23 protein-coding genes are annotated in these 24,368 nt (G+C 72.2%); 9 read left to right on the top strand and 14 right to left on the bottom strand.

Translation table 11 applies throughout. From position 1 onward, the window contains the following. Positions 1-197, top strand: a 197-nt coding sequence (locus C1I98_RS12185) for a PfkB family carbohydrate kinase (protein WP_233507797.1), incomplete at its 5' end; no start/stop codon positions are given. Between the two features lie 6 nt (positions 198-203). Here C1I98_RS12185 and mnhG read toward each other — a convergent pair. From mnhG to C1I98_RS12130, 11 genes are all read right to left on the bottom strand, one after another. Further along, positions 204-545: a monovalent cation/H(+) antiporter subunit G gene (gene mnhG, locus C1I98_RS12180; protein WP_111167283.1), complete on the bottom strand. Its 342-nt coding sequence runs from the start codon at positions 543-545 to the stop codon at positions 204-206. Continuing rightward, the gene (locus C1I98_RS12175; RefSeq protein WP_111167282.1) at positions 542-805 is read right to left on the bottom strand and encodes a monovalent cation/H+ antiporter complex subunit F; all 264 of its coding nucleotides are present in this window, start codon (positions 803-805) and stop codon (positions 542-544) included. The genes mnhG and C1I98_RS12175 overlap by 4 nt, the downstream gene beginning before the upstream one ends. Further along, a complete protein-coding gene (locus C1I98_RS12170; RefSeq protein ID WP_158557999.1) occupies positions 802-1,308 on the bottom strand; it encodes a Na+/H+ antiporter subunit E in 507 nt (168 codons plus the stop codon). The genes C1I98_RS12175 and C1I98_RS12170 overlap by 4 nt, the downstream gene beginning before the upstream one ends. A 14-nt stretch (positions 1,309-1,322) precedes the next feature. Beyond that, a complete protein-coding gene (locus tag C1I98_RS12165; RefSeq protein WP_111167280.1) occupies positions 1,323-2,867 on the bottom strand; it encodes a Na+/H+ antiporter subunit D in 1,545 nt (514 codons plus the stop codon). Between the two features lie 92 nt (positions 2,868-2,959). Then, complete coding sequence (locus C1I98_RS12160; protein ID WP_111167279.1) at positions 2,960-3,547, bottom strand: Na(+)/H(+) antiporter subunit C; 588 nt, start codon at positions 3,545-3,547, stop codon at positions 2,960-2,962. Continuing rightward, positions 3,544-6,369 (bottom strand): Na+/H+ antiporter subunit A, encoded by a 2,826-nt coding sequence (locus C1I98_RS12155; RefSeq protein ID WP_111167278.1) that lies wholly within the window; start codon positions 6,367-6,369, stop codon positions 3,544-3,546. Before C1I98_RS12155 ends, C1I98_RS12160 begins: the two co-directional genes overlap by 4 nt. 108 nt (positions 6,370-6,477) lie before the next feature. Next, positions 6,478-7,440 (bottom strand): LLM class flavin-dependent oxidoreductase, encoded by a 963-nt coding sequence (locus tag C1I98_RS12150; protein WP_111167277.1) that lies wholly within the window; start codon positions 7,438-7,440, stop codon positions 6,478-6,480. After that, positions 7,437-8,681, bottom strand: a complete 1,245-nt coding sequence (locus C1I98_RS12145; protein WP_199536886.1) for a threonine synthase — start codon at positions 8,679-8,681, stop codon at positions 7,437-7,439. The genes C1I98_RS12150 and C1I98_RS12145 overlap by 4 nt, the downstream gene beginning before the upstream one ends. Next, positions 8,678-9,862 carry a M24 family metallopeptidase gene (locus C1I98_RS12140; RefSeq protein WP_111167276.1) on the bottom strand — a complete coding sequence of 395 codons (1,185 nt, stop codon included), beginning with the start codon at positions 9,860-9,862 and terminating at the stop codon, positions 8,678-8,680. The genes C1I98_RS12145 and C1I98_RS12140 overlap by 4 nt, the downstream gene beginning before the upstream one ends. Beyond that, entirely contained in the window at positions 9,859-10,854 is a 996-nt protein-coding gene (locus tag C1I98_RS12135) for an LLM class flavin-dependent oxidoreductase (protein WP_111167275.1), read from the bottom strand. Before C1I98_RS12135 ends, C1I98_RS12140 begins: the two co-directional genes overlap by 4 nt. Continuing rightward, complete coding sequence (locus tag C1I98_RS12130) at positions 10,851-12,173, bottom strand: cytosine permease (protein WP_158557998.1); 1,323 nt, start codon at positions 12,171-12,173, stop codon at positions 10,851-10,853. Before C1I98_RS12130 ends, C1I98_RS12135 begins: the two co-directional genes overlap by 4 nt. 98 nt (positions 12,174-12,271) lie before the next feature. On the opposite strand from C1I98_RS12130, the gene C1I98_RS12125 reads away from it, so the two are divergent. Beyond that, complete coding sequence (locus tag C1I98_RS12125; protein ID WP_111167273.1) at positions 12,272-13,477, top strand: PucR family transcriptional regulator; 1,206 nt, start codon at positions 12,272-12,274, stop codon at positions 13,475-13,477. A gap of 115 nt (positions 13,478-13,592) precedes the next feature. Further along, a complete protein-coding gene (locus tag C1I98_RS12120) occupies positions 13,593-14,111 on the top strand; it encodes a TetR/AcrR family transcriptional regulator (protein WP_146607387.1) in 519 nt (172 codons plus the stop codon). Here the strand turns inward: C1I98_RS12120 and C1I98_RS12115 are convergent. Further along, positions 14,067-15,173: an epoxide hydrolase family protein gene (locus C1I98_RS12115; protein WP_306461856.1), complete on the bottom strand. Its 1,107-nt coding sequence runs from the start codon at positions 15,171-15,173 to the stop codon at positions 14,067-14,069. The two genes, C1I98_RS12120 and C1I98_RS12115, sit on opposite strands and share 45 nt — an antisense overlap. A gap of 99 nt (positions 15,174-15,272) precedes the next feature. Here C1I98_RS12115 and C1I98_RS12110 point away from each other — a divergent pair, with 99 nt between their 5' ends. The 3 genes from C1I98_RS12110 to C1I98_RS42810 all read left to right on the top strand — a co-directional run bounded on the left by C1I98_RS12110 (position 15,273) and on the right by C1I98_RS42810 (position 18,341). Further along, entirely contained in the window at positions 15,273-15,914 is a 642-nt protein-coding gene (locus C1I98_RS12110) for a TetR/AcrR family transcriptional regulator (protein WP_111167270.1), read from the top strand. A gap of 52 nt (positions 15,915-15,966) precedes the next feature. Continuing rightward, positions 15,967-17,439: an amidohydrolase family protein gene (locus tag C1I98_RS12105; protein ID WP_111167269.1), complete on the top strand. Its 1,473-nt coding sequence runs from the start codon at positions 15,967-15,969 to the stop codon at positions 17,437-17,439. 128 nt (positions 17,440-17,567) lie between these two features. Further along, positions 17,568-18,341: an excalibur calcium-binding domain-containing protein gene (locus tag C1I98_RS42810; RefSeq protein WP_199536885.1), complete on the top strand. Its 774-nt coding sequence runs from the start codon at positions 17,568-17,570 to the stop codon at positions 18,339-18,341. Positions 18,342-18,358: 17 nt separating this feature from the next. Here C1I98_RS42810 and C1I98_RS12095 read toward each other — a convergent pair whose 3' ends face one another. Together C1I98_RS12095 and C1I98_RS12090 are read right to left on the bottom strand one after the other, a co-directional pair. Then, on the bottom strand, positions 18,359-18,571 hold the full coding sequence (locus C1I98_RS12095; protein ID WP_111167268.1) for a hypothetical protein: 213 nt from the start codon (positions 18,569-18,571) through the stop codon (positions 18,359-18,361). A gap of 138 nt (positions 18,572-18,709) precedes the next feature. Continuing rightward, on the bottom strand, positions 18,710-19,330 hold the full coding sequence (locus C1I98_RS12090) for a hypothetical protein (protein WP_146607386.1): 621 nt from the start codon (positions 19,328-19,330) through the stop codon (positions 18,710-18,712). A gap of 238 nt (positions 19,331-19,568) precedes the next feature. Between C1I98_RS12090 and C1I98_RS12085 the strand changes: the two genes are divergently transcribed. From C1I98_RS12085 to C1I98_RS12075, 3 genes are all read left to right on the top strand, one after another. Continuing rightward, positions 19,569-20,621, top strand: coding sequence for a glucose 1-dehydrogenase (locus C1I98_RS12085; protein WP_111167266.1), 1,053 nt, complete (start codon positions 19,569-19,571; stop codon positions 20,619-20,621). A gap of 129 nt (positions 20,622-20,750) precedes the next feature. After that, the gene (gene gnd, locus C1I98_RS12080) at positions 20,751-22,175 is read left to right on the top strand and encodes an NADP-dependent phosphogluconate dehydrogenase (RefSeq protein ID WP_111167265.1); all 1,425 of its coding nucleotides are present in this window, start codon (positions 20,751-20,753) and stop codon (positions 22,173-22,175) included. Between the two features lie 866 nt (positions 22,176-23,041). Then, on the top strand, positions 23,042-24,368 hold a 1,327-nt coding region (locus C1I98_RS12075; RefSeq protein WP_111167264.1), incomplete at its 3' end, for an LCP family protein.

The raw sequence follows: 24,368 nt of genomic DNA, 5'->3' as shown, positions 1-24,368 counted from the left end.
CGGTGGGGGCGGGCGACGCGTTCACGGCCGGGTTGCTGCACTGGCTGAACGAGGAGCGGCTGCTCGGCGGCCGGCTGACCGGCCTGGACATCGGCCAGGTACGCGAGGCGGTCGGCTGCGCGGCCCGGGTGGCCGCGCTGACCTGCTCGGTCGCCGGGGCGAACCCGCCCTGGGCCGACGTGCTCCCTTCCTCCTGACATCCATCACGACTCCGACAGGTCACGGCTGAGTTCGTCGATGATCAGCAGGTCCGCCCGCACCCGCCCGGACCGGTACGCCGCCCGCCCCACCATGTGCGCCGCCACCGGAGCCGTCATCAACTGGCAGGTGGCCACCAGCAGCAGGATCCCGATGTTTAGCGGCGCCTCCGCCCGCAGCCCGATCGCGAGCAGGGTCGCCATCAGCCCGATGACCTGCGGTTTTGCCCCGGTGTGCAGCCGCGCCAGGGTGTCGGGGAAGCGCAGCAGCCCCACCCCGGCCGTCAGCGAGAACAGCGCGCCGAGCAGCAGCACCACCGCCACCAGTACGTCCAGCGCGACGCTCACTCGCTGTTCCTGCGCACCGCGAAGCGGGCCACCGACACCGACCCGACGAAACCCACGATGGAGACCACCAGCAGGATCGGCAGCGTGGCGGTGTAACGGTGGTAGGCGGCCTCCAGCCCGATCCCGACCATGGTCACCGCGATCAGCACGTCCAACGCCAGCGCCCGGTCCAGCCGGCTGGGGCCGGTGATCAGCCGGATCATCGCCAGCAGCCCGGCCAGGCCGAGCATGGCGGCGCACACCCCCACGACCACCGTCACAGGACTTCCCTTCTGTCGTCCGCCGTACCGATCGCCCGGATGACCCGCTTCTCCAGGTCGAGCGCGTCCTGTCGTGCCTTGTCCAGGCCGCCCTGTTCGTCCACGCCGAGGACGTGTACGTACAGCGTCTGCCTTGACCTCCTGACCTCCACGACCAGGCTGCCGGGCAGCGCGGACAGCGCCAGCGCGGTGAACACCATGGTCAGGTCGCTGTGGGTGCGCAGCGCCACCGCGATCACCGCGTTGACCGGCGGCGGACCCGGGCGCAGGGCCTGCCAGGCGACCCGGGTGCCGGACCGGGCCATGTCGAGCGCGAACCAGCCCAGCAGCCGCAGGCAGCCGCCGATCCGGATACGCGCGCCCGCGCCGACGTGCGGCAGCCGGGACAGCGCGGCCACCAGCAGGCCGACGGCCAGACCGGACAGCGCGTTGGCGACCGAGAGGTTGCCCCACAGCAGGATCCAGATGACGGCCATGCCGACGACCGGCGCGACGACCCTCATGGCAGTGACGACCCTCATGGCAGTACCGCCGTCAGGTAGGCGCGGCGGTCGAGGAGTTCGGTGGCGGCGCGGTCGATGTAGCCGGCCATCGGGCCGGCCGCGACCGTGAACGCGGTCGCGAAGACGATCAGCGCCGCCGCCGTGCCCACCATGGTGCCGGGGGCGGCGGTGGCCACGATGCCGGTGCCGCTGAGCCCGCGCCGGCCCTCGATGATCTGGCCGCGTTCCGGGAGTTTGCCCCGGTCGCCCCAGAACGCACGGTTCCACAGGTGGCACATCGTGTAGAGGGTGAGCAGGCTGGTCAGCAACGCGACCCCGACCAGCGCGTACGCCGGCCAGGTGCCCTCCTGGACCCCCGCCCGCAACAGCCACAGCTTGCCGAGGAACCCCGACAGCGGCGGTATGCCGGAGAGGTTCATCGCCGGGATGAAGAACAGCACGGCCACCAGCGGCGACACCCGGGCGAGCCCGCCGAGCCGGTCCATCGAGGTGCTTCCGCCGCGCCGTTCCACCAGCCCGGCGACCAGGAACAGCGTGGTCTGCACGGTGATGTGGTGGGCCACGTAGAAGATCGCCCCGGCGATCCCGGCCCGGGAGGCCAGCGCGATGCCGAACATCATGTAGCCGATGTGGCTGACCAGCGTGAAGGACAGCGTCCGTTTGATGTCGGTCTGCGAGACCGCGCCCAGGATGCCGACCAGCATCGTGCAGGCCGCCGCGACCAGCAGGAGTTCGGTCAGCGCCTCGCCGGGGAACAGCAGCGTCTGCACGCGGATGATCGCGTACACGCCGACCTTGGTGAGCAGGCCGGCGAACACGGCGGTGATCGGCGCGGGGGTGGTCGGGTAGCTGTCCGGCAGCCAGGCCGACAGCGGGAAGACCGCCGCCTTGATTCCGAAGGCCACCAGCAGGGTCAGTTGGAGCACCAGCCGGACGTCGGGCGGCAGGTCCGCGAGCCGTACGGCGAGCTGGGCCAGGGTGAGCGTGCCGGTCGCCGCGTAGCACAGCGCGACCCCGATCAGGAGGATCACCGAGGACAGGATGCCGACCACCACGTAGGTCATGCCGGCCCGCACCCGGGCCGGGGTCCCGCCCAGGGTGATCAGCACGTAGCTGGCGGTCAGCAGCATCTCGAACGCGACGTAGAGGTTGAACAGGTCGCCGGCCATGAAGGCGTCGGCGACCCCGGCCAGCAGGACCAGGAACGACGGGTGGAAGATCGTTAGCGGGGTGCTCTCGTCGTTGTCGGACGCGCCCTGGCCGATCGCGTAGATCAGCACGCACAGCGTGATCACGCCGGAGATCAGCAGGATCAGCGCGGCCAGCCGGTCCACGACCAGCATCACCGCGATGGGGGCGGGCCAGCCGCCGGGGTGCATGGTCTGCGGGCCGTAGTGGTCGGTCTGGTAGACGAGTACGGCGGCGATCACCACGACGGCCGCGAGCACGGCGACGCTGATGCCGCGCTGCACGCGGACCAGCCGCTGCGCGAGCGCCAGCCGCAGCCCCGCCGCCAGCAACGGCAACACCACCGGCAGCGGCACCAGCACGTTGTTCACGGCACACCCCTGAACACCTGCACGCTGTTCACAGCCGCCCCCCGAACACCGGCACGTTGTTCACGGCACACCGCCGAACATCGGCACATGGTTCATGGCGAGTCCTCGCCCATCGTGGTGTCCATGCCGCCCTCGGGGTCGTCGGCGGCCATCTGGCGTTCCCACTCTTCGCGCATCCGCCGGCGCAGTTCCCTGCGCTCGCGCCGTACCGTGCCGCGCAGCCCGAGCCGCGCCCGCAGGCCCGCCCGGAACCCTTCCTCGGCGTGGATGCGGCGCATCCGCTCGACCTCCTCGCGGACCCGGTGCCTGGCCAGCTCGCGTTCCACCCGGGCGATGACCCTGCGGTCCTCCTCGTCGTCGCGTACCTCGTCATCGCCGGTCAGCCGCATGGCCCGGTGCGAAAGGGACAGCAGGAACGCGGTGAGCGCCAGCGTGATCACGATCGCGGTCAGGATCATGACCTGCGGCAGCGGGTCGCTGATGCCCTCCGAGCCGAACAGCCCCCGGATCGGCGGCCGCCCGGTGACCCCGCCGGACAGCAGGATGAACAGGTTGGCCCCGTTGCCGATCAGCACCACGCCGAGCACGATCCTGGTCAGGCTGCGTTCCAGCAGCAGGTAGATCCCGCTGCCGGCCAGCGTCGCCACCGTGGCGAGGACCAGCAGGTCCGGGCCGCTCACGCGGTGATCACCTCCTCGCCCTCCTCCTCGACCTGCCGGTCCAGTTCGTCGCCCATGGCCCGTAGTACGTCGAGCACCACGCCGATGACCACCAGATAGACCCCGATGTCGAAGGCGAGCGAGGTGACCAGGTGGATCTCGCCGAGCACCGGCACCCGCCAGTGCAGCACCGTCTCGTGCAGCACGCTGCCGGTGAGCGCGAGCCCGGCCAGCCCGGTCACGGCCATCACTCCGAGGCCCGCGCCCTGGCAGACGCCGGGGCCGATCGGCATGGCCTCGGCGAGTGCGTAGCGGTCCCCGGCCAGGTAGCGGACGGTCAGCGCGAGCCCGGCCACCAGCCCGGCGGCGAACCCTCCGCCGGGCGTGCCGTGCCCGCTGAACAGCAGGTAGATCGACAGCACCAGCATCGGGTGGAAGATCAGCCGGGCGACCACCTCGAACATGATCGACCGGCGTTCGGGGGACAGCGTCTCGCTGCCGCGCAGCCAGGTCGTGGCCGCCGCGTCCTCCGGTGGCTCGCCGAAGGAGCGCAGGCCGGGCAGCGACCAGGTGCCGCCGGGGGCCTCGACCGTCCTCGGCAGCCTGGGCCGGCGGCGCACGAAGATCAGCCCGGTCACCCCGGCCGCCGCGATGAGCAGCACCGAACTCTCCCCCATGGTGTCCCAGGCGCGCAGGTCCACCAGGGCGATGTTGACGATGTTGGCCCCCCCGGCCTCACGGGCGGCCTGCGGGTAGGCGGCGGAGATCGGGGCCTGGGTGCGGGCGTTGATGGCGACGTACCCCATCGCGGCGACCAGCAGGCCGGCCGCCACGCCGAGCGCCGCGTTGACCCGGCGTATGCCGACGTACTGGCGTTCCACGAACCGGGGCGGCAGCCTGCGCAGTACCAGCACGAACGCCACCAGCGTCACCGTCTCGGTGAGGAACTGCGTGAGCCCCAGGTCGGGCGCGCCGTGCAGGACGAACATGGTGGCCGTGCCGGTGCCGGTCACCGCCGCGCACAGCACCGCGGGCATCCGCCAGGACTGGAGGGTGGTGGCGAACGCGGCCAGGCACACCAGCCCGGCCACGACGATCTCCGCAGGGACGTACCAGATGCGCGCCGCGCCCGGCCAGGGCAGCCCCGACATCAGCGCCGCGCCGGGCAGCACCAGCAGCGCGAACAGGATGTAACGCAGGTAGACCGGCAGCGAGCCGCGCTGGGTGAACCGGGTGGCCTGGTCGGCGGCGAAGTCCAGGCCGCGCATGATCAGCCGGAAGGTGCGCTCGGCGTCGATCGGCGGGTGCAGCCGGTCCTGCACACGGGCCACGAAGAACCGGGCCGGGAACAGCGCGACCCCCACGGCCAGCACCACGGCGGACAGCAGCAGCGGCACGGTGAACCCGTGCCACAGCGCCAGCGGCTCGTCCGCCGCTCCCGCCGGATAGGCCATGCCGTACCCGGCGAGCCACCCGTCGATGACCGGCGCGAGCGGCCCGAGCAGCAGGCTCACCACCGCGAGCAGTACGACGGGCCCGGCGAGTACCGCCTCCGGAGGGTGTACCGCGACAGGCTCGATCCCCTTGTCCGCGAACGCGCCCCACACGAACCGCACGCTGTAGGCGACGGTGAGCGCCGACCCCGCCACCAGTACCGCGAGCACCGGCGGATCGGACGGGAAGGCCGCGAACGCCGCCTCCTTGCCGACGAACCCCGCCAGCGGCGGCACCCCGGCCATCGACGCCGTCAGCAGCACCGCCGCCGCGCAGGTGATCGGCATGGACCGCCCCACGCCGCCGAGTTTGCGCAGGTCGCGGGTGCCGGTGGCGTGGTCCACGATGCCGACGACCATGAACAGCCCGGCCTTGAACACCGCGTGCGCGATCAGCAGGTACGCCCCGGCCTGGGCGGCGGCCCGGCCGCCCGCGCCGAGCAGCGCCGTCAGGAACCCGAGCTGGCTGACCGTGCCGAAGGCCAGCAGCAGCTTCAGGTCGTGCTTGCGCAGCGCCCGCCACGCGCCCACCAGCATGGTGGCCCCGCCGAAGACCAGTACGACCGGCCGCCAGACCGGATCGGCGGCGAACGCCGGGGCCAGCCGGGCCACCAGGTAGACCCCGGCCTTGACCATGGCCGCCGCGTGCAGGTAGGCGCTGACCGGGGTGGGCGCGGCCATCGCGCCGGGCAGCCAGAAGTGGAACGGCACCAGCGCCGACTTGCTCAGCGCGCCCACCAGGATCAACGCCAGGGCGACCGACACGGCCGGGCCCGCGGGCGGCGCGGCCAGGATCTCCGAGATCCGGAACGTGCCCGCGCGCAGTCCGAGCAGCACCAGCCCGCCGAGCATGGTGAGCCCGCCCGCCGCGGTGACCACGATGGCGGTGAGCGCGGCCCGCCTGCTGGTGCGGTCCTCGGCGTCGTAGCCGATCAGCAGGTAGGAGAAGACGGTGGTGAGTTCCCAGAAGACGTAGAGCAGGATGAGGTCGTCGGCCAGTACGAGGCCGAGCATCGCCCCGGCGAACGCGGTGAACTCCCCGGCGAAGGCGGGCAGCCCCGGCCCGCCGGGGGTGAAGTAGCGCCCGCAGTACACCAGGATCAGCGCGCCGATGCCCGCGACGATCAGGGTCATCACCAGGGCGAGGGTGTCCATCCGGAAGGCGAGCTGGACTTGCAACCGGGGCACCCACGGCACGACCTGCTCGTGCGGCACGGGCACGGCGAGCGCCCACAGGGTGACGGCGGCGGGCACCAGCGCGACCAGCCAGAACGCCCGCAGCCCCAGTGTGCGCAGCGCGGTGGGCGCGAGCACGGCGGCGGCGAAGAAGGCGGCCACGGCAAGCAGCATCCGCTCAGTTCACCTACGCCCCCGCGCCCGGAACAGAACCGATCAGCCGCCTCCCCCGCGAAACGGCCGAACCCGGCGATCGTAACCGCAGGTCCCGGCCCTCTCAGCTCAGGCTCGCCGACCCAGCGCGACAGAGGCGGTACGCAGGAGAATGGCGGGGTCGGTTTCCGGGGCGTCGCGGATGACGGCCACGTCGAGTCCGGCGTCGGCGAGTCCGCGCAGGTGGCGGGCCGCGTCGTCGATGGTCCCCGCCGCGGTGAAGACGTCGAGCAGGGCGTCGTCCACCAGGTCGGCGCGGGGCGCGCCGGAGCGCCAGCCGGCCCGGAAGGCGGCGCAGCGCTCCGGGTCGAGCCCGGCGATCCGGGTGATCTCGTGGTCGCCGTGCACGCCCAGGTAGGTGGCGACCCCGGCGCGGGCGCGGGCGCGGGCGGCGGCCGGGTCGGCGTCGTCCACCGACAGCCCGACATATGCCGAAAGTTCCAGCTCGGCGCCGACGCGCTCGCGTACCGAGGCCACGTACGGCGCCGACGACAGGATCGACAGCAGCAGCCCGTCGGCCCGCTCCGCCGCCATGGCGAGCGCCCGCGGCCCCTTGACGCCGAGGACGATCGGCGGGCGGGTGCGCGGCGGGGTGAAGGCCAGCGCGGCCTCCACCCGGAAGTGCTCGCCGTGGTGGCGCACCGGCTCGCCGGTCATCAGCGCGCGGACCAGCTCCACCGACTCGGTCAGCCGCCCGATCGGCCGGTCGAACGGGATGCCGAGCTGGTCGCTCATCCAGCGCGGATTGCTCGCGCCGAGCCCGAGCACCGCCCGGCCCTCGCTCACCTCGTCCAGCGCGGCCAGCTCCATGGCGATCAGCGCGGGGTGCCGGGTCCAGGGGTTGATCACGCCGATCCCGATCCGCACCCGCCCCGTGACCGCCGCGATGGCCCCGGCCAGCGCGAACGCGCCGCGCTCGCAGTAGTCCTCGGTGATCCACACGGTGTCGCAACCGGCCTGCTCGGCGGCCCGCGCGACCCGTACGGCGTCGCCCGCCGTACGGTGACCGGAGATCGAGAACGCGAGCCTCACCCGAGCGCCCGGTCCATCGCGTCGGGGGTCGGTTCCACGACCTGTACCGGACGCAGCCCGGCGGCGGTGGCCCCGACGTCCTTGAGCCCGGTGGACGAACCGATCAGCACCACGTCGGAGCCCGCCGGGACGCGCCCGGCCAGTTCCTCCAGCGCGGCGAACGTGGTGATCGAGGACGCCTCCAGGTACAGCCCGGCCTCCCGGCCGAACCGGCGCTGGGCGTCCATGATGCGGTCGTTGTCCGGCACGCCGACGGTCAGCCCGTCGGTGGCGCGCAGCGCCGCGAGGCCCTGGTAGGTGCCGAACGGCGAAGCCGTCGAGAACGCCACCGACGGCGTGACCGGCACCGGCCCGGCCACGTCCAAGCCCTTGGCCAGCGCGTCGCCGTACGGGCCGAACGGCTCGGCGGCCACCAGCCGGGGCAGCCGGTCGGTCACCCCCAGGGCGACCAGGTCGGCGAACCCGCGCCAGATCCCGACCAGCCCGTCACCGTAGGACACCGGCACCACCACGTAGTCCGGCACCCGGCCGAGCTGCGCGGCGATCTCGTAGGCGATGGTCTTGTAGCCGTCCACGCCGTACCCGAGGGAGCCGACCGGCGGGCTCGCGTGCCCGGACAGCGGCAGCCAGCCGCGTTCTTCGACCAGGCGGCGCATCAGCACCCACCGGTCGGTGTGGCGTTCCAGCGCCACCACGCCGGCCCCGTAGACCTGCATGAGCGTCTTCATCGTGTCCGGCACGGAGGCGACCGTCAGCACCACGCAACGCAGTCCGGCGCGGGCCGCGTAGGCGGCCACGGCCGCCCCGTGGTTGCCGGTGCTGGCCACCACCACCGCGGGCGCGCCCAGCTCGGCGGCCTTGGTCACCGCGACCGCGGCCAGCCGGTCCTTGTAGGACCAGGTCGGATTGCGGGTCTCGTCCTTGAGGTGGACGGACGCCAGGCCCAGCCGCTCGGCGGTCCGGGGGAGAGCGACGAGGGGAGTGCCGCCCTCCCCCAGACTCACCGCGGGGGTTTCCTGGGAAAGCGGAAGGAGCGCCCGGTACCGGAACAGCCCCGGCCGGCCGTCATCGACGGGCAGCGCCCCGATGGCCGGGATCTCGTAGTCGGGCAGCACGTTGGCCGGTACGCCGTCGCGCTCGCACGCCGGGCAGCCACGGCCCATCAGCGCGACGCTCGGGTCGGGGTAGGCGGTGCCGCAGCGCAGGCACGTCAGCTTGCCAAGGTAACGGACGTCGCTCATGCCGCCACCACCGGAAGCGCGCGGGGGGAGCGGGTGAACCGCTCGACCCCGCCCGAGGTGACGACCAGGGCGTCTTCCACCATCATGCCGCCCCACCCCAGCTCATAGTACGGCGTCTCGAAACAGAACGTCATGCCGGTGACCAGCGGCGTCGCGGCCCCAGGGGCGATGATCGGCGGCTCGTACACCGCGGTGCCGATGCCGTGGCCGCAGTGCTGGCGGCGGTACGGATCGACGCCGCCCCGGCGCACCGCGCGCATGGCCACCTCGAAGACCTCCTCGGCGGGCACGCCGGGACGGGCCAGGGCGAGCTGCTCGTCCAGTCCGGCCAGGATCGCGGCGTAGCGGCGGGCCTGCCGTTCGCCGGGCTCGCCGAGTACGGCGGTGCGCCCGATGTCCGACCAGTAGCCCTGGTAGACGCATCCGACGTCGAACCGGGCCAGCTCGCCCGGCCGCCACCGCCGCCCGGTCGGTTGCGCGTCGGCCAGCGCGGTACGCGGGCCGGTGGTCGCCACCAGGAACCGCGGCTCGGCCCCGCCCGCGACCATGGTGGCCGCGACGACCGCCGCGAGGTCGCGTTCGGTGACGCCGGGCCCGGCGGCGGCCAGCGCCGCCGCCACGGCGGACTCGGCCAGCCGGGCGGCGTACCGCAGCAGTTCGACCTCGCCGGGCAGTTTCACGCCGCGCACCTCGGCGATCCAGGCGGTCGCGTCCACGGCCGGGACGTCGAGCAGGCCCTCCTCCGGCCCCTCCACGGCGTACTTCAGCCGCGGCCCCACCGCGCCCACGGCGGTGGCGAGCGCCGCCGCGAGCCCCGGGTGCCGGTCGGCGGCCAGCGCCAGGGGGGAACCCGCCGCCGACTCGAAGTAGAACCGGCCGTAGGGGATCAGCCTGTCCTCGGGGACTCCGAGATCGGCGGCGGGAGCGGTGTCGGCGGCCGGGCAGACCAGCCACAGGTCGTCGCCGGTGACCACGGCGGCCATCCGGTGTGCCCGGAACAGCGGCGTGGCCACGGCCCGGTAGCCGGTGGCGTAGAACACGCTCTCCGCGCTGGTCAGCACCACCGCGTCGAACGGGGCCTCGGCCAGCGCGGCGCGCAGCCGGGCCAGCCGTTCGGCGGCGAGCCGGCGTTCGTCGATGTCCGGGATCTCCAGGGGGGAGTCGATCAGAGCCTCCTTCACATGATCACCTCACTGAACTCCGTCATGGCGTCCAGCGTCTCTTCCACCGTGTTGGCCGCGAACAGCAGCCCGGCCAGCGTGTTCACCCCGGCCGCGCGATACTCCTCGATCCGCTCGGCCACGCTCTGCGGCGTGCCGATCAGGTTGCGCGCGGCGAGGTCGGCCACGCCCTGGTCCTTCAGCGTCGTCTTGGACAACGACACCATGTGCGTGTGGAGCTGCGAGGCCCGGAACTTCCGCCACGCCCCCTCCTGGGTGGGCGCGACGCACACCGCGACCTGGAGGGCCACCTCGAAGTCGGCGGGCAGCGGGCCGCGCCCGGCCGCCTCGGCCTGGGCCCGGATCTCGGCGAGCCCCTTGGCGGCCTCCTGCGGGGTCAGGCAGGCGGGCAGCCAGCCGTCGGCGTACAGGGCGGCGCGGGTCTTGGAGCCGGGCGCGTTGCCGCCGGACAGGATCGGCAGCCGGGCGACCGGCTTGGGGTAGGACTCGACGTCCTCGAAGTTCACCCAGCGGCCCCGGAAGCTGGCCCGGCGTTCGGTGAACAGCGCGGTCAGCGCCCGCAGGGCCTCGGCCGCGTGCTGGCCCCGGTTGATCGGCACGCCGGGGTTCATCGCGGTGAACTCCTCCCGGTACGCGCCGATCCCGACGCCGAGCACCGCCCGGCCGCCGGACAGCCGGTCCAGGGTGGCGGCCTGTTTGGCGGCCACCACCGGGTTGCGGAACGGCAGCACCATGATCGCGGTGGCCAGCCTGATCCGCCGGGTGAGCGCGGCGACGTAGCTGAGGTAGGCGAACGGGTCGTAGTAGCGCGGCGGTTCGGTGAACTCCGCGCGGACGTACGCCTGGGTGGTGACGTGGTCGTTGCCCCACACCGAGTCGAAGCCGAGCCGTTCGGCCTCGACGGCCAGCCGTACGGCCTGCTCGGCGTCGGCGTACGGGACCGGGTACATCAGCCCCTCGGTGCCGGTCGGCACCCCGAGCCCGAATCTCATGACTTCCCTCTCTGAACGGCGGGCGCCGCCTGGCCGCGCGTGGCGGCCTGCACCGCCAGGCCGAGTACGGCATAGCAGACGAACCCGTACACCAGCCCCTCGATCGCGTCCGCCAGCAGCACGTTCGTGAACTTGGACAGCACCGCCGCGATCAGCCACGCCGCCAGCGCCTCCACCCGGATGGCGGGCGCGGAGGCCAGCAGTTCGCGGCCCGTGCCCCGGCGGGCCAGCACCCAGAAGTGCGCGATCATCACGCCCGCGAACGGCGGCGCCACCAGCGCGATGACGTTGAGGAACGTCAGGAACGAGTCGGCCAGCCCGGCGAACGCCACGGCCACCGCGATCACGATGGCCACCACGTTCCACACCGGCTTGCGGATCGGCAGGCGCAGGGAGTTGGACGCGTTGGTGAAGGCCAGCGAGGCGGAGTAGAGGTTGTTGTCGGCGGTGTTCCACAGCGCCAGCACCAGCATCACCGCGGCCGGGGCGAGCAGCCCGAGGCCCTGCATGACCAGCACGAAGTTGCTGTTGCCGACCTTCATCGCGGAGACGGTGGCGATCGTCTCGAACACCCCCGCGCCGACCACGAACCCGCAGAAGCTGGAGATCAGCACGTCCCGCGGCCGGGTGGCGTAGCGAGAGACGTCGCCGATCAGGGCCGCGCCGGTGACCCAGGTGGCGATGACCGCGCCCACGGCGGTGGCGAACCCGATCGGCACCGCCGGGACGTACGCGAACACGTCGCCGAACCCGCCGTCGCCGCCGCCGATCTTGACCAGCGCGACCAGCGCGATGGCGATCTCGATCGGCACCGCGATGGCGGAGAACCTGGCCAGGCCCTTGATGCCGAAGATCGACGTGGAGGTGATGGCGACCGCGAACAGCAGCACGAACGCCCACGAGGGGATCGCCGGGATCAGCTTGTTGACCGCGCCGCCACAGGTGTCCATCAGCACGCCGATGAAGCCCATCGCGATGACCCCGAGCAGCAGCGAGACCAGCACCGCGCCGTGCCGTCCGAAGACCGCGCGGGCGGCCAGGTAGCTGGACAGGCCGGTGCGGTAGCCGACCAGCCCGACCAGGGCCGAGACGGCCACCAGGACGAGGTTGCCGACCACGATCGCGGCCATTCCCTCGCCGAAGCTCGTACCTCCGCCGACGACGCCGCCCACCAGGAAGCTGCTGACGCTGATGTTCCAGCCGATCTGCACGATGATCATCTGGGTCAGCGACTTGCGCCGTTCCCGCGGAACGGGTTCCAGGGCGTGGTCGTCGAGGTCGGTGGCGAGCCGGTGGCGGCCCGCCGCCTCTTCGCTCATGGGCGGTCCTTTCGCTGGGGGCCTGTGATAATCCATAGTCAGATAGTGCCTGGCGACCCCACTACGTGGACCGACGTGAATCTGGTAAGGGGGCGTTTGTGGATCTGGCACAACGGGCCCAGGTGCTCCACCAGCAGGCCGACGAGATCGCCGCGACGCTCGTGTCCGCCGTGTGGGGCCATCTGCCCGGCTACGACGACGCCCGGATGGACGTCGAGGACCTGTCGAACGTGGTCGCGCTCAACGTCCGGGCGCTGCTCACCGCCGTGGCCGCGCGCCGCCTGCCGCGCGGCGAGGAGCTGGCCCCGGCGGCGGCCCTCGGCCAGCGCCGGGCCATCCAGGGCGTGCCGGTGGAGGGCGTGGTCGCCTCCTGGCATGCGGCCGAACGCGAGCTGCTGGAACGCTTCGCGGCGGCCGGCCCGCCGCTCGACACCGTGGGCCTGATCGACCTGTCGCACCGGCTGGCCTCGGCCACCGACACGCTGGCCGAGGCGTCCATCGACGCCTACCGGACCACCCGCACCGAGTCGGCGGGCCACCTGGACCAGATCGCCACCGACCTGGTCTCCCGGCTGGCCGGCGGCGAACCACTGGACCCCGCCGACGTCGAGGAACGCGCCCGCCTGGTCGGGGTGCCCGCCCAGGTGCCGCACCGGGCGGCGGCGATCGGGCCGCCCCCGAACGCCGGGGCGCTGGCCCTCACCCGCGCCCAGCGGATCATCCTGGACGCGGTGACGCCACGGCTGCGCAGCCGGTTGCTGGTCGGGGCCCGGGGCTCCACGCTGCTGCTGGTACTGGCCGACTCGCCGGGCATCGCCGACGCGTTCGCCCGCGCGGCCACCCGCCCGGGGGTGCCGGAGGGCCTGGTGATCGGCCTTGGCGAGCCGCGTCCCCGGCTGGGCGAGGCGGGCGGGTCGTGCCGGGAGGCGATGTCGGCGCTGGAGGCGGGCCTGCGGATGCGGGCCGACCGGGTGGTCGTGCCGTTCGAGCGGGTGGTGCCCGAGGTGCTGCTGCTCGGCAACCCGCTGGACGCCCGGCTGCTGGCCGACACCATCCTGCGTCCGCTGCGGCCCAGCCCTGCGTTGATCGAGACGCTGCGGGTGTTCCTGGCGGCCGGGTTGTCCACGCGGATCACCGCGCAGCGGCTGTCCATCCACGAGAACACCGTCAGCTACCGCATTCGCCGCATTCTCACCCTGCTCGGCGCGGGTTCGGCCGCCGAGCTGGTGCGCCCGGACATCCTGCTCGCGCTGCGCGCCGAGGAGTTGCTGCCGTGCGACGCGCCGCGCGTCACACCCGGCTGAGCAGGTCGTCGGTGAGCGCGCGCAGTCGTTCGGCGGCGGCGGGGGCGAAGGCGGGGCCGTCCATGGCGATCCGCTCGCCCTGCAATAGGCGCCGACCTTGTCGGCGGGCGGGTCGGTGAGCAGCGCCAGGATCGGCAGGACGGCCTCGTCCACCGGCCGGGCGCTCTCGCGCATCCGCTCGATCGCGGCCATGGTCTCGGCGTCGTACTCCCCGGGGAAGGGCCCGGCGAGCGACCTGCCCGACCTGCTGCTGCGCTCGGTGGTGTCCCAGGAATGGCACCAGACCGGCGGCGAGCACCCGTTCGTGGCGATGCTGCGCTCCTCCGCCCACGAACCCGCGCACCGGCGGATGCAGGAGCAGATCTGCGGCGGTTTCATGAAAAGCCTAAAAGAACTGGTCGAGGGCCCCGACCCCGCGCTGCGCGCGGAGCTGCTCGGGGCCCTCGTCCTCGGCATCAGCGTGGCCCGGTCGGTGGTCCGCTCCCCCGTCCTCGCCGATGCCTCCTACGACCAGATCGAGCCGTACTACCGGCGGCTCGCCGAAGCCCTCCTGGGCCCCGGGGATCGCGAGCGGTCAGCGCAGACCGGGTCAGCGCAGACCGGCGAAGAAGGCACGGACGTCGCCGATCAGTAGCGCAGGGACCTGGTGGGCGGCGTAGTGGCCGCCCTGGTCGTAGGTGTTCCAGGCGGCGATGCGCGCGTGGTCGCGCTCGGCGAACCGGCGGATCGACTTGAAGTCGTTGCCGAACTGCGCGAGACCGATCGGCACGGTCGTCGGCCCGGTGGGCGGCGTGGCCTTGGCGTCCTCGTAGTAGAAGCGCATCGAGGAGGCCGTGGTGCCGCACAGCCAGTGCATCGCGATGTTGGCCAGCGCGAAGTCCAGGTCCACGTCCTCGCCGAGGAGCTGCCCGAACCAGCCGGCCACGCCCGCCGGGGAGTCGGCCATGGCGTGCGCGAGGGTCTGCGGCTGCTGCGCCTGGAGCTGGTTGAAGGCCCCCATGTTCTCCCAGAACCACTGAAGGTGCGCGATGGCCGCCTGCTCGTCCTCGGTCAGGTCGGCCAGCTCGGCGGGGTCACCGGAGGGGAAGGAGAAGATCTGCGTGACGTGGACGCCCGCCACCCGGTCGGGGGCGATCCGGCCCAGCTCGGGGGAGACGAACGAGCCGCCGTCGTTGCCGACCGCGCCGTACCGCTCGTAACCGAGCCTGGCCATCAGCTCCGCCCAGGCGGCGGCGACGCGGTAGCGGTTCCAGCCGCGCTCGGTGGTCGGGCCGGAGGGGCCGAAGCCCGGGATGGACGGGATGACCAGGTGGAACGCCGTGGCCGGGTCGCCGCCGTGCGCCCGGGGGTCGGTGAGCGGGCCGATCACGTCCAGGTACTCCACGATCGTGCCGGGCCAGCCGTGCGTCAGGACCAGCGGGAAGGCGTCCGGCTCGGGCGAGCGTACGTGCAGGAAGTGGACGTCGTGACCGTCGATCTCAGTAATGAATTGCGGGTGGGCGTTGATCCGGGCCTCCGGCGCCCGCCAGTCGAACCCGTCGCGCCACCGCTCGACCAGCGCGCGGACGCGGCTCACCGGCACGCCGTAGTCGCCGCCGGCGCCGGGAAGCTCCTCGGCGAAGCGGGTGCGGTCCAGCCGCGCCTGGAGGTCGTCGAGGTCGGCCTGCGGGATGTCGAGACGGAACGGCTTGATCACACGAACTCCTTGAATTTTCCGGAACGGAACGTTCTACTCTCACTCTAACAGAACGGAATGATTCGTTCTACTGCTACTCTGGGAGGTATGAACGCACCCATGAGCGGGCGCCGGGCGCAGGCGGCGCGCAACGACGAGGTGATCCTCCAATCCGCCCGGGCCGTCTTCGTCGCCGACCCGAGCGCCCCCATCGCGGCGGTCGCCGAGCACGCCGGAGTGGGCATCAGTGCCCTCTACCGGCGATACCCCTCAAAGGAGGAGCTGCTTCGCAGGCTCTGCCTGGACGGGCTGAAGCGCTACAACGCCGAGGCGGAGGCCGCGCTCGCCGCGCTCACCGGCGGCGGCGACCCGTGGACCGCGTTCGAGGGGTTCCTGCGCGGGCTGACCGACGCCGACACCCACTCCCTGACCCAGAACCTGGCCGGCACGTTCACGCCCACTGACGACCACATGCGCGAAAGCGCCCGCGCCGAGGAGCTGAACACGGCGCTGTTCGACGCGGTCAAAAGGGCCGGGGTGATCCGCCCGGACATCGAGCTGAACGACCTGACCATGCTGCTCGAACAGCAGACCGCGATCAAGATCGGCTCACCCGAGCGGATCTCCGAGCTGCGGCACCGCTACCTCACGCTCACGCTCGACGCGTTGCGCGCCGGCCCCGCCCCGGCCACGCCGCTGCCGGGCAGCGCGCCCACCGCGCGGGAGCTGGGCGAGCGCTGGATCCCCCGGCACAAGTCGTAGCCCTCGTGGGTCTTACCCTGGACCTCGGAACGGCCCCGGATATGATCGGCCGGTGGCCGAGACGCACGATCTGGTGCTCCGTGGCGGGCGAGTCCTCGATCCGGAGACGAATTTCGACGCCGTGGCCGACGTCGGCGTGACGGGAGACGTCATCACCGGCGTCTCCACGACGCCCCTGCACGGCCGGCGCACGCTCGACGTACCCGGCCTCGCCGTGGCGCCCGGCTGGATCGACATGCACAGCCACGCCCAGACGCTGGCCGGGCACCGGCTCCAGGCCCTCGACGGCGTCACCACCGCCCTTGAGCTGGAGGCCGGCGCCACACCGGTGGCCGAGGCCTACAACGAGGCCACCGCCGAAGGCCGCCCGCTCAACTTCGGCTTCGCCGCCTCCTGGACCCAGGCCAGGATGGCGGTCATCGGCGGCATGCCGCCCGGCGGCGGCATCGGCTCGACGCTCGGCCGCATCGGCGACCCGCGCTGGCAGGCCCCCGCCACCGGCCGCGCGCTTGAGGAGATCCTGGCGCTGCTCGGCGGCGAGCTGGCCAACGGCGCGCTCGGCATCGGCATCCTGATGGGCTACGCGCCCGGCGTGGCGCACGAGGAGTACGCGGCGGTGGCCGGGCTGGCCGCGGCGGCGGGCGTACCGACCTACACGCACAGCCGTGACCTGGTCGAACGCGTGCCCGACATCCTCATCGACGGGGCCGAGGAGCTGACCAGGGTGGCCGCCGAGACCGGCGCGCACATGCACTACTGCCACGTCAACAGCACCTCCACCCGGCAGATCGACCGGGTGCTCGGCCTGGTGGAGAGGGTCCGGGCGGAGGGCGCGCGGGTGTCCACCGAGGCGTACCCGTACGGCGCGGGCATGACCGGGATCGGCGCGTCGTTCCTGGCCCCCGAGCGGCTGGCCGAATGGGGCATGACGCCCGCTTCCATCGTCTACACGCCGACCGGGGAACGCGTGGCCGACGCCGCCCGGCTGGCCAGGCTGCGCGCCGACGACCCCGGCGGGCTGGCCATCATCCACACCCTGGACGAACGGCTGCCCGCCGACCGAATCTTCCTGGACCGGGCGCTGCTCGCCGCAAGCACCGTGATCGGCTCCGACGCGATGCCACTGACCTGGACCTCCGGCGTCCCCGACCCCTATGCCTGGCCGCTGCCCAAGACCGCGGTGACCCACCCGCGCACGGCGGGCACGTTCTCCAAGGTGCTGCGCCACTACGTACGCGAGACCGGGACGCTCTCGCTGCTGGAGGCGGTCTCCCGGGCCAGCACGCTGCCCGCCCGGGTGCTCGGCGAGTCGGTGCCCGCGCTGCGCCGCAAGGGGCGCGTCCAGGTCGGCTGCGACGCCGACCTGGTGGTCTTCGACCCGGCCACGGTCACCGACCGGTCCACCTACGAGGACAGCACGCGGCCCTCGGCCGGTTACGCACACGTGTTCGTCGCGGGCGAGGCCGTGGTGAGCGACGGCGAACTCGTACTGTCGGCACTGCCCGGACGTCCGATCCGCCGCTGAGACCGGCGATCCGGTAAACGAACCTTTAGACTCCGATTAGCGAATTTTAGAACGGTTGGCGAAGCTTCATGGTCGGTGAAGCTTCAGAACGGTCGGCGAAGCTTCAGACGACGACGCGGGAGGTCGCGGTGAGTCATCCGCCTCCCGGGTACTATCCGTGGATCCCGGCGCAGCCGCCGCCGGAGCCGCCGCGCCGCGAGATGCCCAGGCACCTGGCCATCGCCCTGGTGGTCATCGGGGTCATCCTGGCCGTGCTGTCGGTCGCGGGGGCGCTGGCCATCGTCTACACCGGCGGCATCACGCAGACGACTCCCACGCCGGTGGCCACGGCGGAGCCCGATGTGGGGCAGGAGTTCGTGCCGTCCGATCCGGAGGTGTCCGATCCGTCGCAGCCTGCGGCGGGACAGGTCGCGGTGCCCGATCTTTCCGGGATGGACGGGGCCACGGCGCGGGCCACGGTGACGCGGCTGGGGTTCACGTCCGTCACGGCGCGGGGCACGGACGGGAAAGAGGTCGCCCAGGAGGGTCAGTGGCGGGTGGTCGCGCAGTCACCGGCCGCCGGGCAGCAGGCCACCACGGACACGCCGATCGTGCTGATCCTCGCCGGCAACGCTCAGCAGCCGCCCGCGCAAGAACAGCAGCAGCAGCCTTCCGCGCAGAATCCTTCCCAGAACCAGCAGCCTGTGAATCCGCAGCCGTTGGGTCAGCGGCCTTCGGATCAGCAGCCTTCGGATCAGCAGCCGCAGTCCGCGCCGGTCGGGTTGCGTACCGAGTCACACCCCCGTTACGCCACCTGCGAGGAGGCCAACGCCCACGGGTACGGCAACTACCGCAAGGACGAGCACCCGGAGTACAAGTGGTACGTCGATCGCGACGGCGACGGCGTGGTCTGCGCGTTCTGACGCCGGGGTTCAGTCCTTCAGTCCTTCGGGCGCGAGAACAGCTCCAGATGCGAGCAGCGGGTGCAGCGGAACGCGTCGATGATCCAGCGCGGCTTGCCCATCCGCCGCGCCCCGCCGAAGATCCCGCGTTCCAGCGGACCGGCGATCCACCGCCCGTACCCCTGGGACTCTCCGTTGTCCTCGATGAAGCCCGGCTCCAGATCGGCACCATCGCACTGGGTGCATCGCATGCGCTTACTCTGACAGGTTCCGGCGTCTCCGACGAGAGGGCGATTCGGGCCTGCCCCGGGCAGGCGTGATCACGACCCGGCGGGCGGCGCGGGGCGGCGCGCCCGTCACATGCATGATGGCGGCCCGCCCGGGCAGGGTCAGGAACGCCCTTCACGGGGCGGCAGGTGGGTGTCGAGCCAGTCGAGTTCGGCGAGCAGGCGGTCGGGTGGACCGGCGAGGGAGGGATCGCCAAGGGTGAAGTCGAGAACATCTCGGGTGGCCTGGTAGCGGGTGGCCGCGAGGAGCCGGGTGCGGACCACTGGGTCGTATGCCGCGCCGGCCTCGATCACGGTGGTACGGGCCAGGTCGGCGAGGTGGGCGGCGAGGGTGTGCGCGCGGCGGAAGCCGCGCCGCCGTACCGGGGAGCACAGCCAGCGCACCGGACCGGCCACGGCGCCCGGACCACGCCTGCTCACCAAGCCCCGCAGCACGCCTGCCAGCGCGCCGGGCAGCGCCGCCTCCCCGGCCCGCCGACGGCACTCGCTCTCCAGCGCGGCCAGCCGGTCGACCCGGGCGCGCAGGCGGACGAGCAGCAGCCGCGCGAACATCTCGGTGAGCTCCTGGTGGCGGCTGATCAGGCGGGGCTCCCAGGTCGTGCCGCGTTCGACGGTCGGCACGTCGGGCCGGCCGCCGACGACCATCTCATGGGCGCTGACGGTACAGGCGTAGGTCAAGGCGAGAGAGACGTCTCGGGCGCGTTTCTTCGGCTGAACCTTCATGATCGTGCATGTGGGTGAATGCTGCGTACAAGGACGATATTCATGGCCCTCCTGAGGGATATGCTGCGCGGATGGCCGTCATGGCGGGGTAGCCGGGTACCTCAAGTATCTCAGGTGTTGGACGACTGTGCAGGCGACACCCCTCTCAAAGCACCGCAAACGCCTGCGGCACACCGTCGGCCTAAGGGCCGGGCGCCGGGGTAAATGCGCAGGTACACGGCCTGAAAAGGGGAACGGTATGCGCGCCATAACGGTAAAAACCAGCCAGCCCGGGTCACTCCGGGTCGAAGAGGTTCCCGACCCGGTGCCGCACGAGGGCGACCTGCTGGTGCGCGGGCTCGCGCTGGGCGTCTGCGGCACCGACCGGGAGATCGTCAACGGCGAGTACGGCTGGCCGCCGGAGGGCGCGGACCGGCTCATCCTCGGTCACGAGTCCCTCGGCCAGGTCATCCAGGCCCCCGAGGGCTCCGATTTCGCGCAGGGCGACCTGGTGGTGGGCGTGGTCCGCCGCCCCGACCCGGTGCCGTGCCCCGCCTGTGCGCGCGGCGAGTTCGACATGTGCCGTAACGGGCGTTACGTGGAGCGCGGGATCAAGCAGATCCACGGCTTCGGCAGCGAACTGTGGACCGTGGAGGCCGACTACGCGGTCAAGCTGGACCCGGCGCTGGCGCGGGTCGGGGTGCTCATGGAGCCCGCCACCGTCCTCGCCAAGGCGTGGGACCAGATCGAGCGGATCGGCGCGCGGGCCTGGTACGGGCCCAGATGCGTACTGGTCACCGGGGCCGGGCCGATCGGTCTGCTGGCCGCCATGATGGGCCGGCAGCGCGGGCTCGAAGTGCATGTGCTCGACCTGGCCGAGAAAGGGATCAAGCCCGCGCTCACCGCCGAACTGGACGCGACCTACCACACCGGGACGATCGCGGACGCGGTCGGCGAGGCCAAGCCGGACATCATCATCGAGGCCACCGGCGTGGGGCGGCTGGTCTTCGACGCGATGGCGAACACGGCGGCGGCCGGGATCGTCTGCCTGACGGGCGTGTCCGCCACCGGGCGCCCGCTCCAGGTGGACGCCGGGTCGATCAACCGGGACATCGTGCTGGAGAACGACGTGGTGTTCGGTTCGGTCAACGCCAACCTGCACCACTACCGGCTCGCCGCCGAATCGCTCGCCAAAGCCGACCACGGCTGGCTGGAGCGGATGATCACCCGCCGGATTCCGCTGGAGCAGGCTCAGGAGGCGATGGCCCCCAGGCCCGACGACGTCAAGGTGGTAATCGATCTGACCGCGTGAGTTCGGGGGTGGCGCTGCGCCGTGTCGGTCCTGGATGCAGGATTGGTCGAGTAAAGCCAGCAATCGGGCGAATAGATCGAGTAGTCGGTCGAGTGACACGGCGACAGAGCGAAACGGCAAGGAGCCGATATGGCGGACAAGGCAGTCATCGGAGTGACCGGCCTCGCGGTCATGGGCCGCAACCTGGCCCGTAACCTCGCCAGGCACGGGCACGTGGTGGCGCTGCACAACCGGACCGCGGCCCGGACGAAGGCGCTGGTCGAGGAGTTCGGGCACGAGGGCGAGTTCGTGCCCGCCGAGACGGCGGAGGAGTTCGTCGCCTCCCTGGAACGCCCGCGCAGGCTGGTCATCATGGTCAAGGCGGGCGCGCCGACCGATGCGGTGATCGAGGAGTTCGCCCCGCTGCTCGAACCGGGCGACATGATCGTGGACGGCGGCAACGCGCACTTCGCCGACACCCGCAGGCGCGAGGCGGCACTGCGCGAGCGCGGCCTGCACTTCGTCGGGGCGGGCATCTCCGGCGGTGAAGAGGGCGCGCTGAACGGCCCGAGCATCATGCCCGGCGGTTCCGCCGAGTCCTACCAGGCGCTTGGCCCGCTGCTGGAGAGCATCGCCGCCACGGTGGACGGCACGCCGTGCTGCGTCCATGTGGGCCCGGACGGCGCGGGCCATTTCGTGAAGATGGTCCACAACGGCATCGAGTACGCCGACATGCAGCTCATCGCGGAGGCGTACGACCTGCTCAGGCAGGGGGCCGGGCTGGCGCCGACGGAGATCGCCGAGGTCTTCAGGTCGTGGAACTCAGGGCGGCTCGACTCCTACCTGATCGAGATCACTGCGGAAGTGCTCGCGCACACCGACGCGAGGACCGGCAAGCCGTTCGTGGACATCATCCTCGACCAGGCCGAGCAGAAGGGCACCGGCCGCTGGACCGTACAGACCGCGCTCGACCTGGGCGTACCGGTCAGCGGCATCGCCGAGGCGGTCTTCGCACGGTCGGTGTCGGGACACGCCGAGTTGCGGCAGGCGGGCCACGGACTGCCGGGGCCGCGCGCCGTACCGGGGGACGTGTCACCGGACGACGTCGAGAAGGCGCTGTACGCGTCCAAGATCATCGCTTATGCGCAGGGGTTCAACCAGATCCAGGCGGCCGGCGCGGAGTACGGCTGGGATATCGACCCCGGCGCGATGGCGACGATCTGGCGGGGCGGCTGCATCATCCGCGCCAAGTTCCTGGACCGCATCCGGGGCGCCTACGAGTCCGACCCCGCGCGCCCGACGCTTCTCACCGACGACCACTTCACCCACGCCCTCGGCGACGCCCAGGACGCCTGGCGCGGCGTGGTCGCCACCTCGGCCCGCCTCGGCATCCCGGCCCCAGGCTTCGCCTCGGCCCTCGCCTACTACGACGCCCTCCGCGCCGACCGCCTCCCGGCCGCCCTCACCCAGGCCCAACGCGACTTCTTCGGCGCCCACACCTACCGCCGAGTGGACACCGAAGGCTCCTTCCACACCCGCTGGGAGTCCGGCCGAACCGAAGAACCCACCAATTGATTCACGTGAAACATCCCTCGCCCCCTCCGACCTAGCCCAGCCCATCGGGCCGGGCCGGACGGGTCGCTGAGCCCGGTCGGCTCCTACGGACCGGCCGGGTCGGGCGAATGGTACGCCTCGCACGACCCGACCAGTCCGCATGGAAGGGCTCGCCCCAGGTCGCGGGCATCGAAGCGGGCCGCCCGGATCGGGGTCGGCCGCATGGACGGGGTGGCCCGGAAGGCCCATCCGCATCGGATCGGCGGACAGCCCGCAGCACCCGGAGGGGACACCAGGTCCGAGCAGCCCGGAGGGCCATCCGCATCGGGCGACTCGCGCCGACCGCATGGATCGCGGGCATGAGCCAGGTCGGATCGCCTGTCGGCCCGGGACGCACGGCAGTGGACGTGACCCAGTGGCGGGCGACCTAGTGAGCTCACCGGCACCGCCCCTATGGATCGCAGGCAGGTAGGTCGGACGACTTCCACCGCCCCGGAGGGACAGTGAGACCGGCGACCCGAAGGGCTCGCCAACATCCAGCGGCTCCCACGGACCACATAGAAGCTCCCATCAAGCGGGGGCAGGCAACTCGCACGACCCGGACGGAAGGTGGGACCGGGCGGCCCGAAGGGCTCGCCCGCATCGGGGGACAGGGCGGCCCGGGGGTTCGCCCGGATCGGGCGGGCCGAGGCGGTTGTGTGGATCGGACGACAGGGGGATGACCGGGCTTCCCCGGCTGACCTGCCGTTATTCAAACGATCTACGCTCGCGCGATCTTTACCCGGCGTATGCCAACGTCAGCGGAGAAAACATCGGTTCTGTGATGGGCTTTCTCCTCTGAGGTCGGATGCGAAGGGCGGCGGCTGATCGCGAGGGGGCGGCGGCTTATGCGGAACGGGCGCGTCGGCAGGCACAGTGCCGCGAGTAAGGGGTTCGGTGCGGGCAAGGGGTTCGCGCTCACCGCCGGGTCCGCCGTCCTCTGGGGGCTGGCGCACCTCGTGGCCAGGCGCGGGCGTACCGGGCTGGGTCTGGTGGCCGCACAGGCGGCGGTGGTGATCGCGGCCGTCGTACTGGTCACGGGACACCGGGCCCGGCTGCTCACCCTGGCCGTGCAGCCCGGCTGGCTGACCGGCCTGGCCGCCGCGCTGGTCGCCGTGGCGCTGGCCTGGGTGTCGGTGATCGTGTGCTCGTGGCGGCTGGTACGGCCCGCCGACGAACCGGCCGGGCCGCTGATGACCGCCATGGTCGGCCTGCTGTGCCTGGTCGTCGCGACACCCACCCTGTTGATGGCCCGGCTCGCGTACGTGTCCAGCGACCTGGTGACCAGCGTGTTCGCCCCGGGCGAGCGCAGCGGCCCGGACGCGTGGGCCGGACGCCGCCGGCTGAACATCCTGCTGCTCGGCGCGGATTCCGCCACCGGCCGGTACGGCGTACGCACCGACAGCGTCACGCTCGCGACCATCGACACCGTGACGGGCCGTAGCATGCTGTTCGGCCTGCCCCGTAACCTGCAACGCGTCCCGATGCCGCCCGGCCCGGCCAGGGCCCGCTTCCCGTGGGGCTTCAGCGGCACGCCGCCGCACACCCCCGGGCTGCTCAACGAGATCTACCAGTACGCCGAGGAACACCCCGAGATCGTCCCCGGCGCGCCGCGCGGCCGGTACGGCGCCACACTGCTCAAGGAGACGGTGAGCGGCGTGCTCGGGCTGCCCGTGGACCATTACGTGATCATCGACATGCGGGGGTTCGCGCAGCTCATCGATGCGATCGGCGGCGTGACCGTCACGGTCAAGGACCCGATCATGTACGGCAGGCGCAACGAAGGGCACATCCCTGCGGGCACCCGCCACCTGTCCGGCGAGGCGGCGTTGTGGTTCGGCCGCTCGCGTACCGACAGCAGCGACTATGTGCGCATGTCGCGGCAGAAGTGCCTGCTCAACGCGGTCGTCCGGCAGGCCGACCTGGCCACGCTGCTGCGCAGTTTCGACGGGCTGGCCCACGCGGCCAGGCGGGCGGTGGGGACCGACATCCCGCAGTCGCTGCTGCCCGCGCTGATCGATCTGTCGGCGAAGGTCAAGGACGCGCCGATGAGCAGCGTGCAGTTCGTCCCGCCGTTGATCGACACGGCCTACCCCGACTACGCCCTGATCCGCCGCAAGGTCGCCCAGTCCCTGGCCGCCCTCGACCGCCCACCGGCCACCCCCACTGACTCAC

Source organism: Spongiactinospora gelatinilytica (genome assembly GCF_003236385.1).
Classification (GTDB): domain Bacteria; phylum Actinomycetota; class Actinomycetes; order Streptosporangiales; family Streptosporangiaceae; genus Spongiactinospora; species Spongiactinospora gelatinilytica.
Note: the sequence above shows the minus strand (reverse complement) of the source record. Positions and strands in the feature narration are given on the sequence as shown.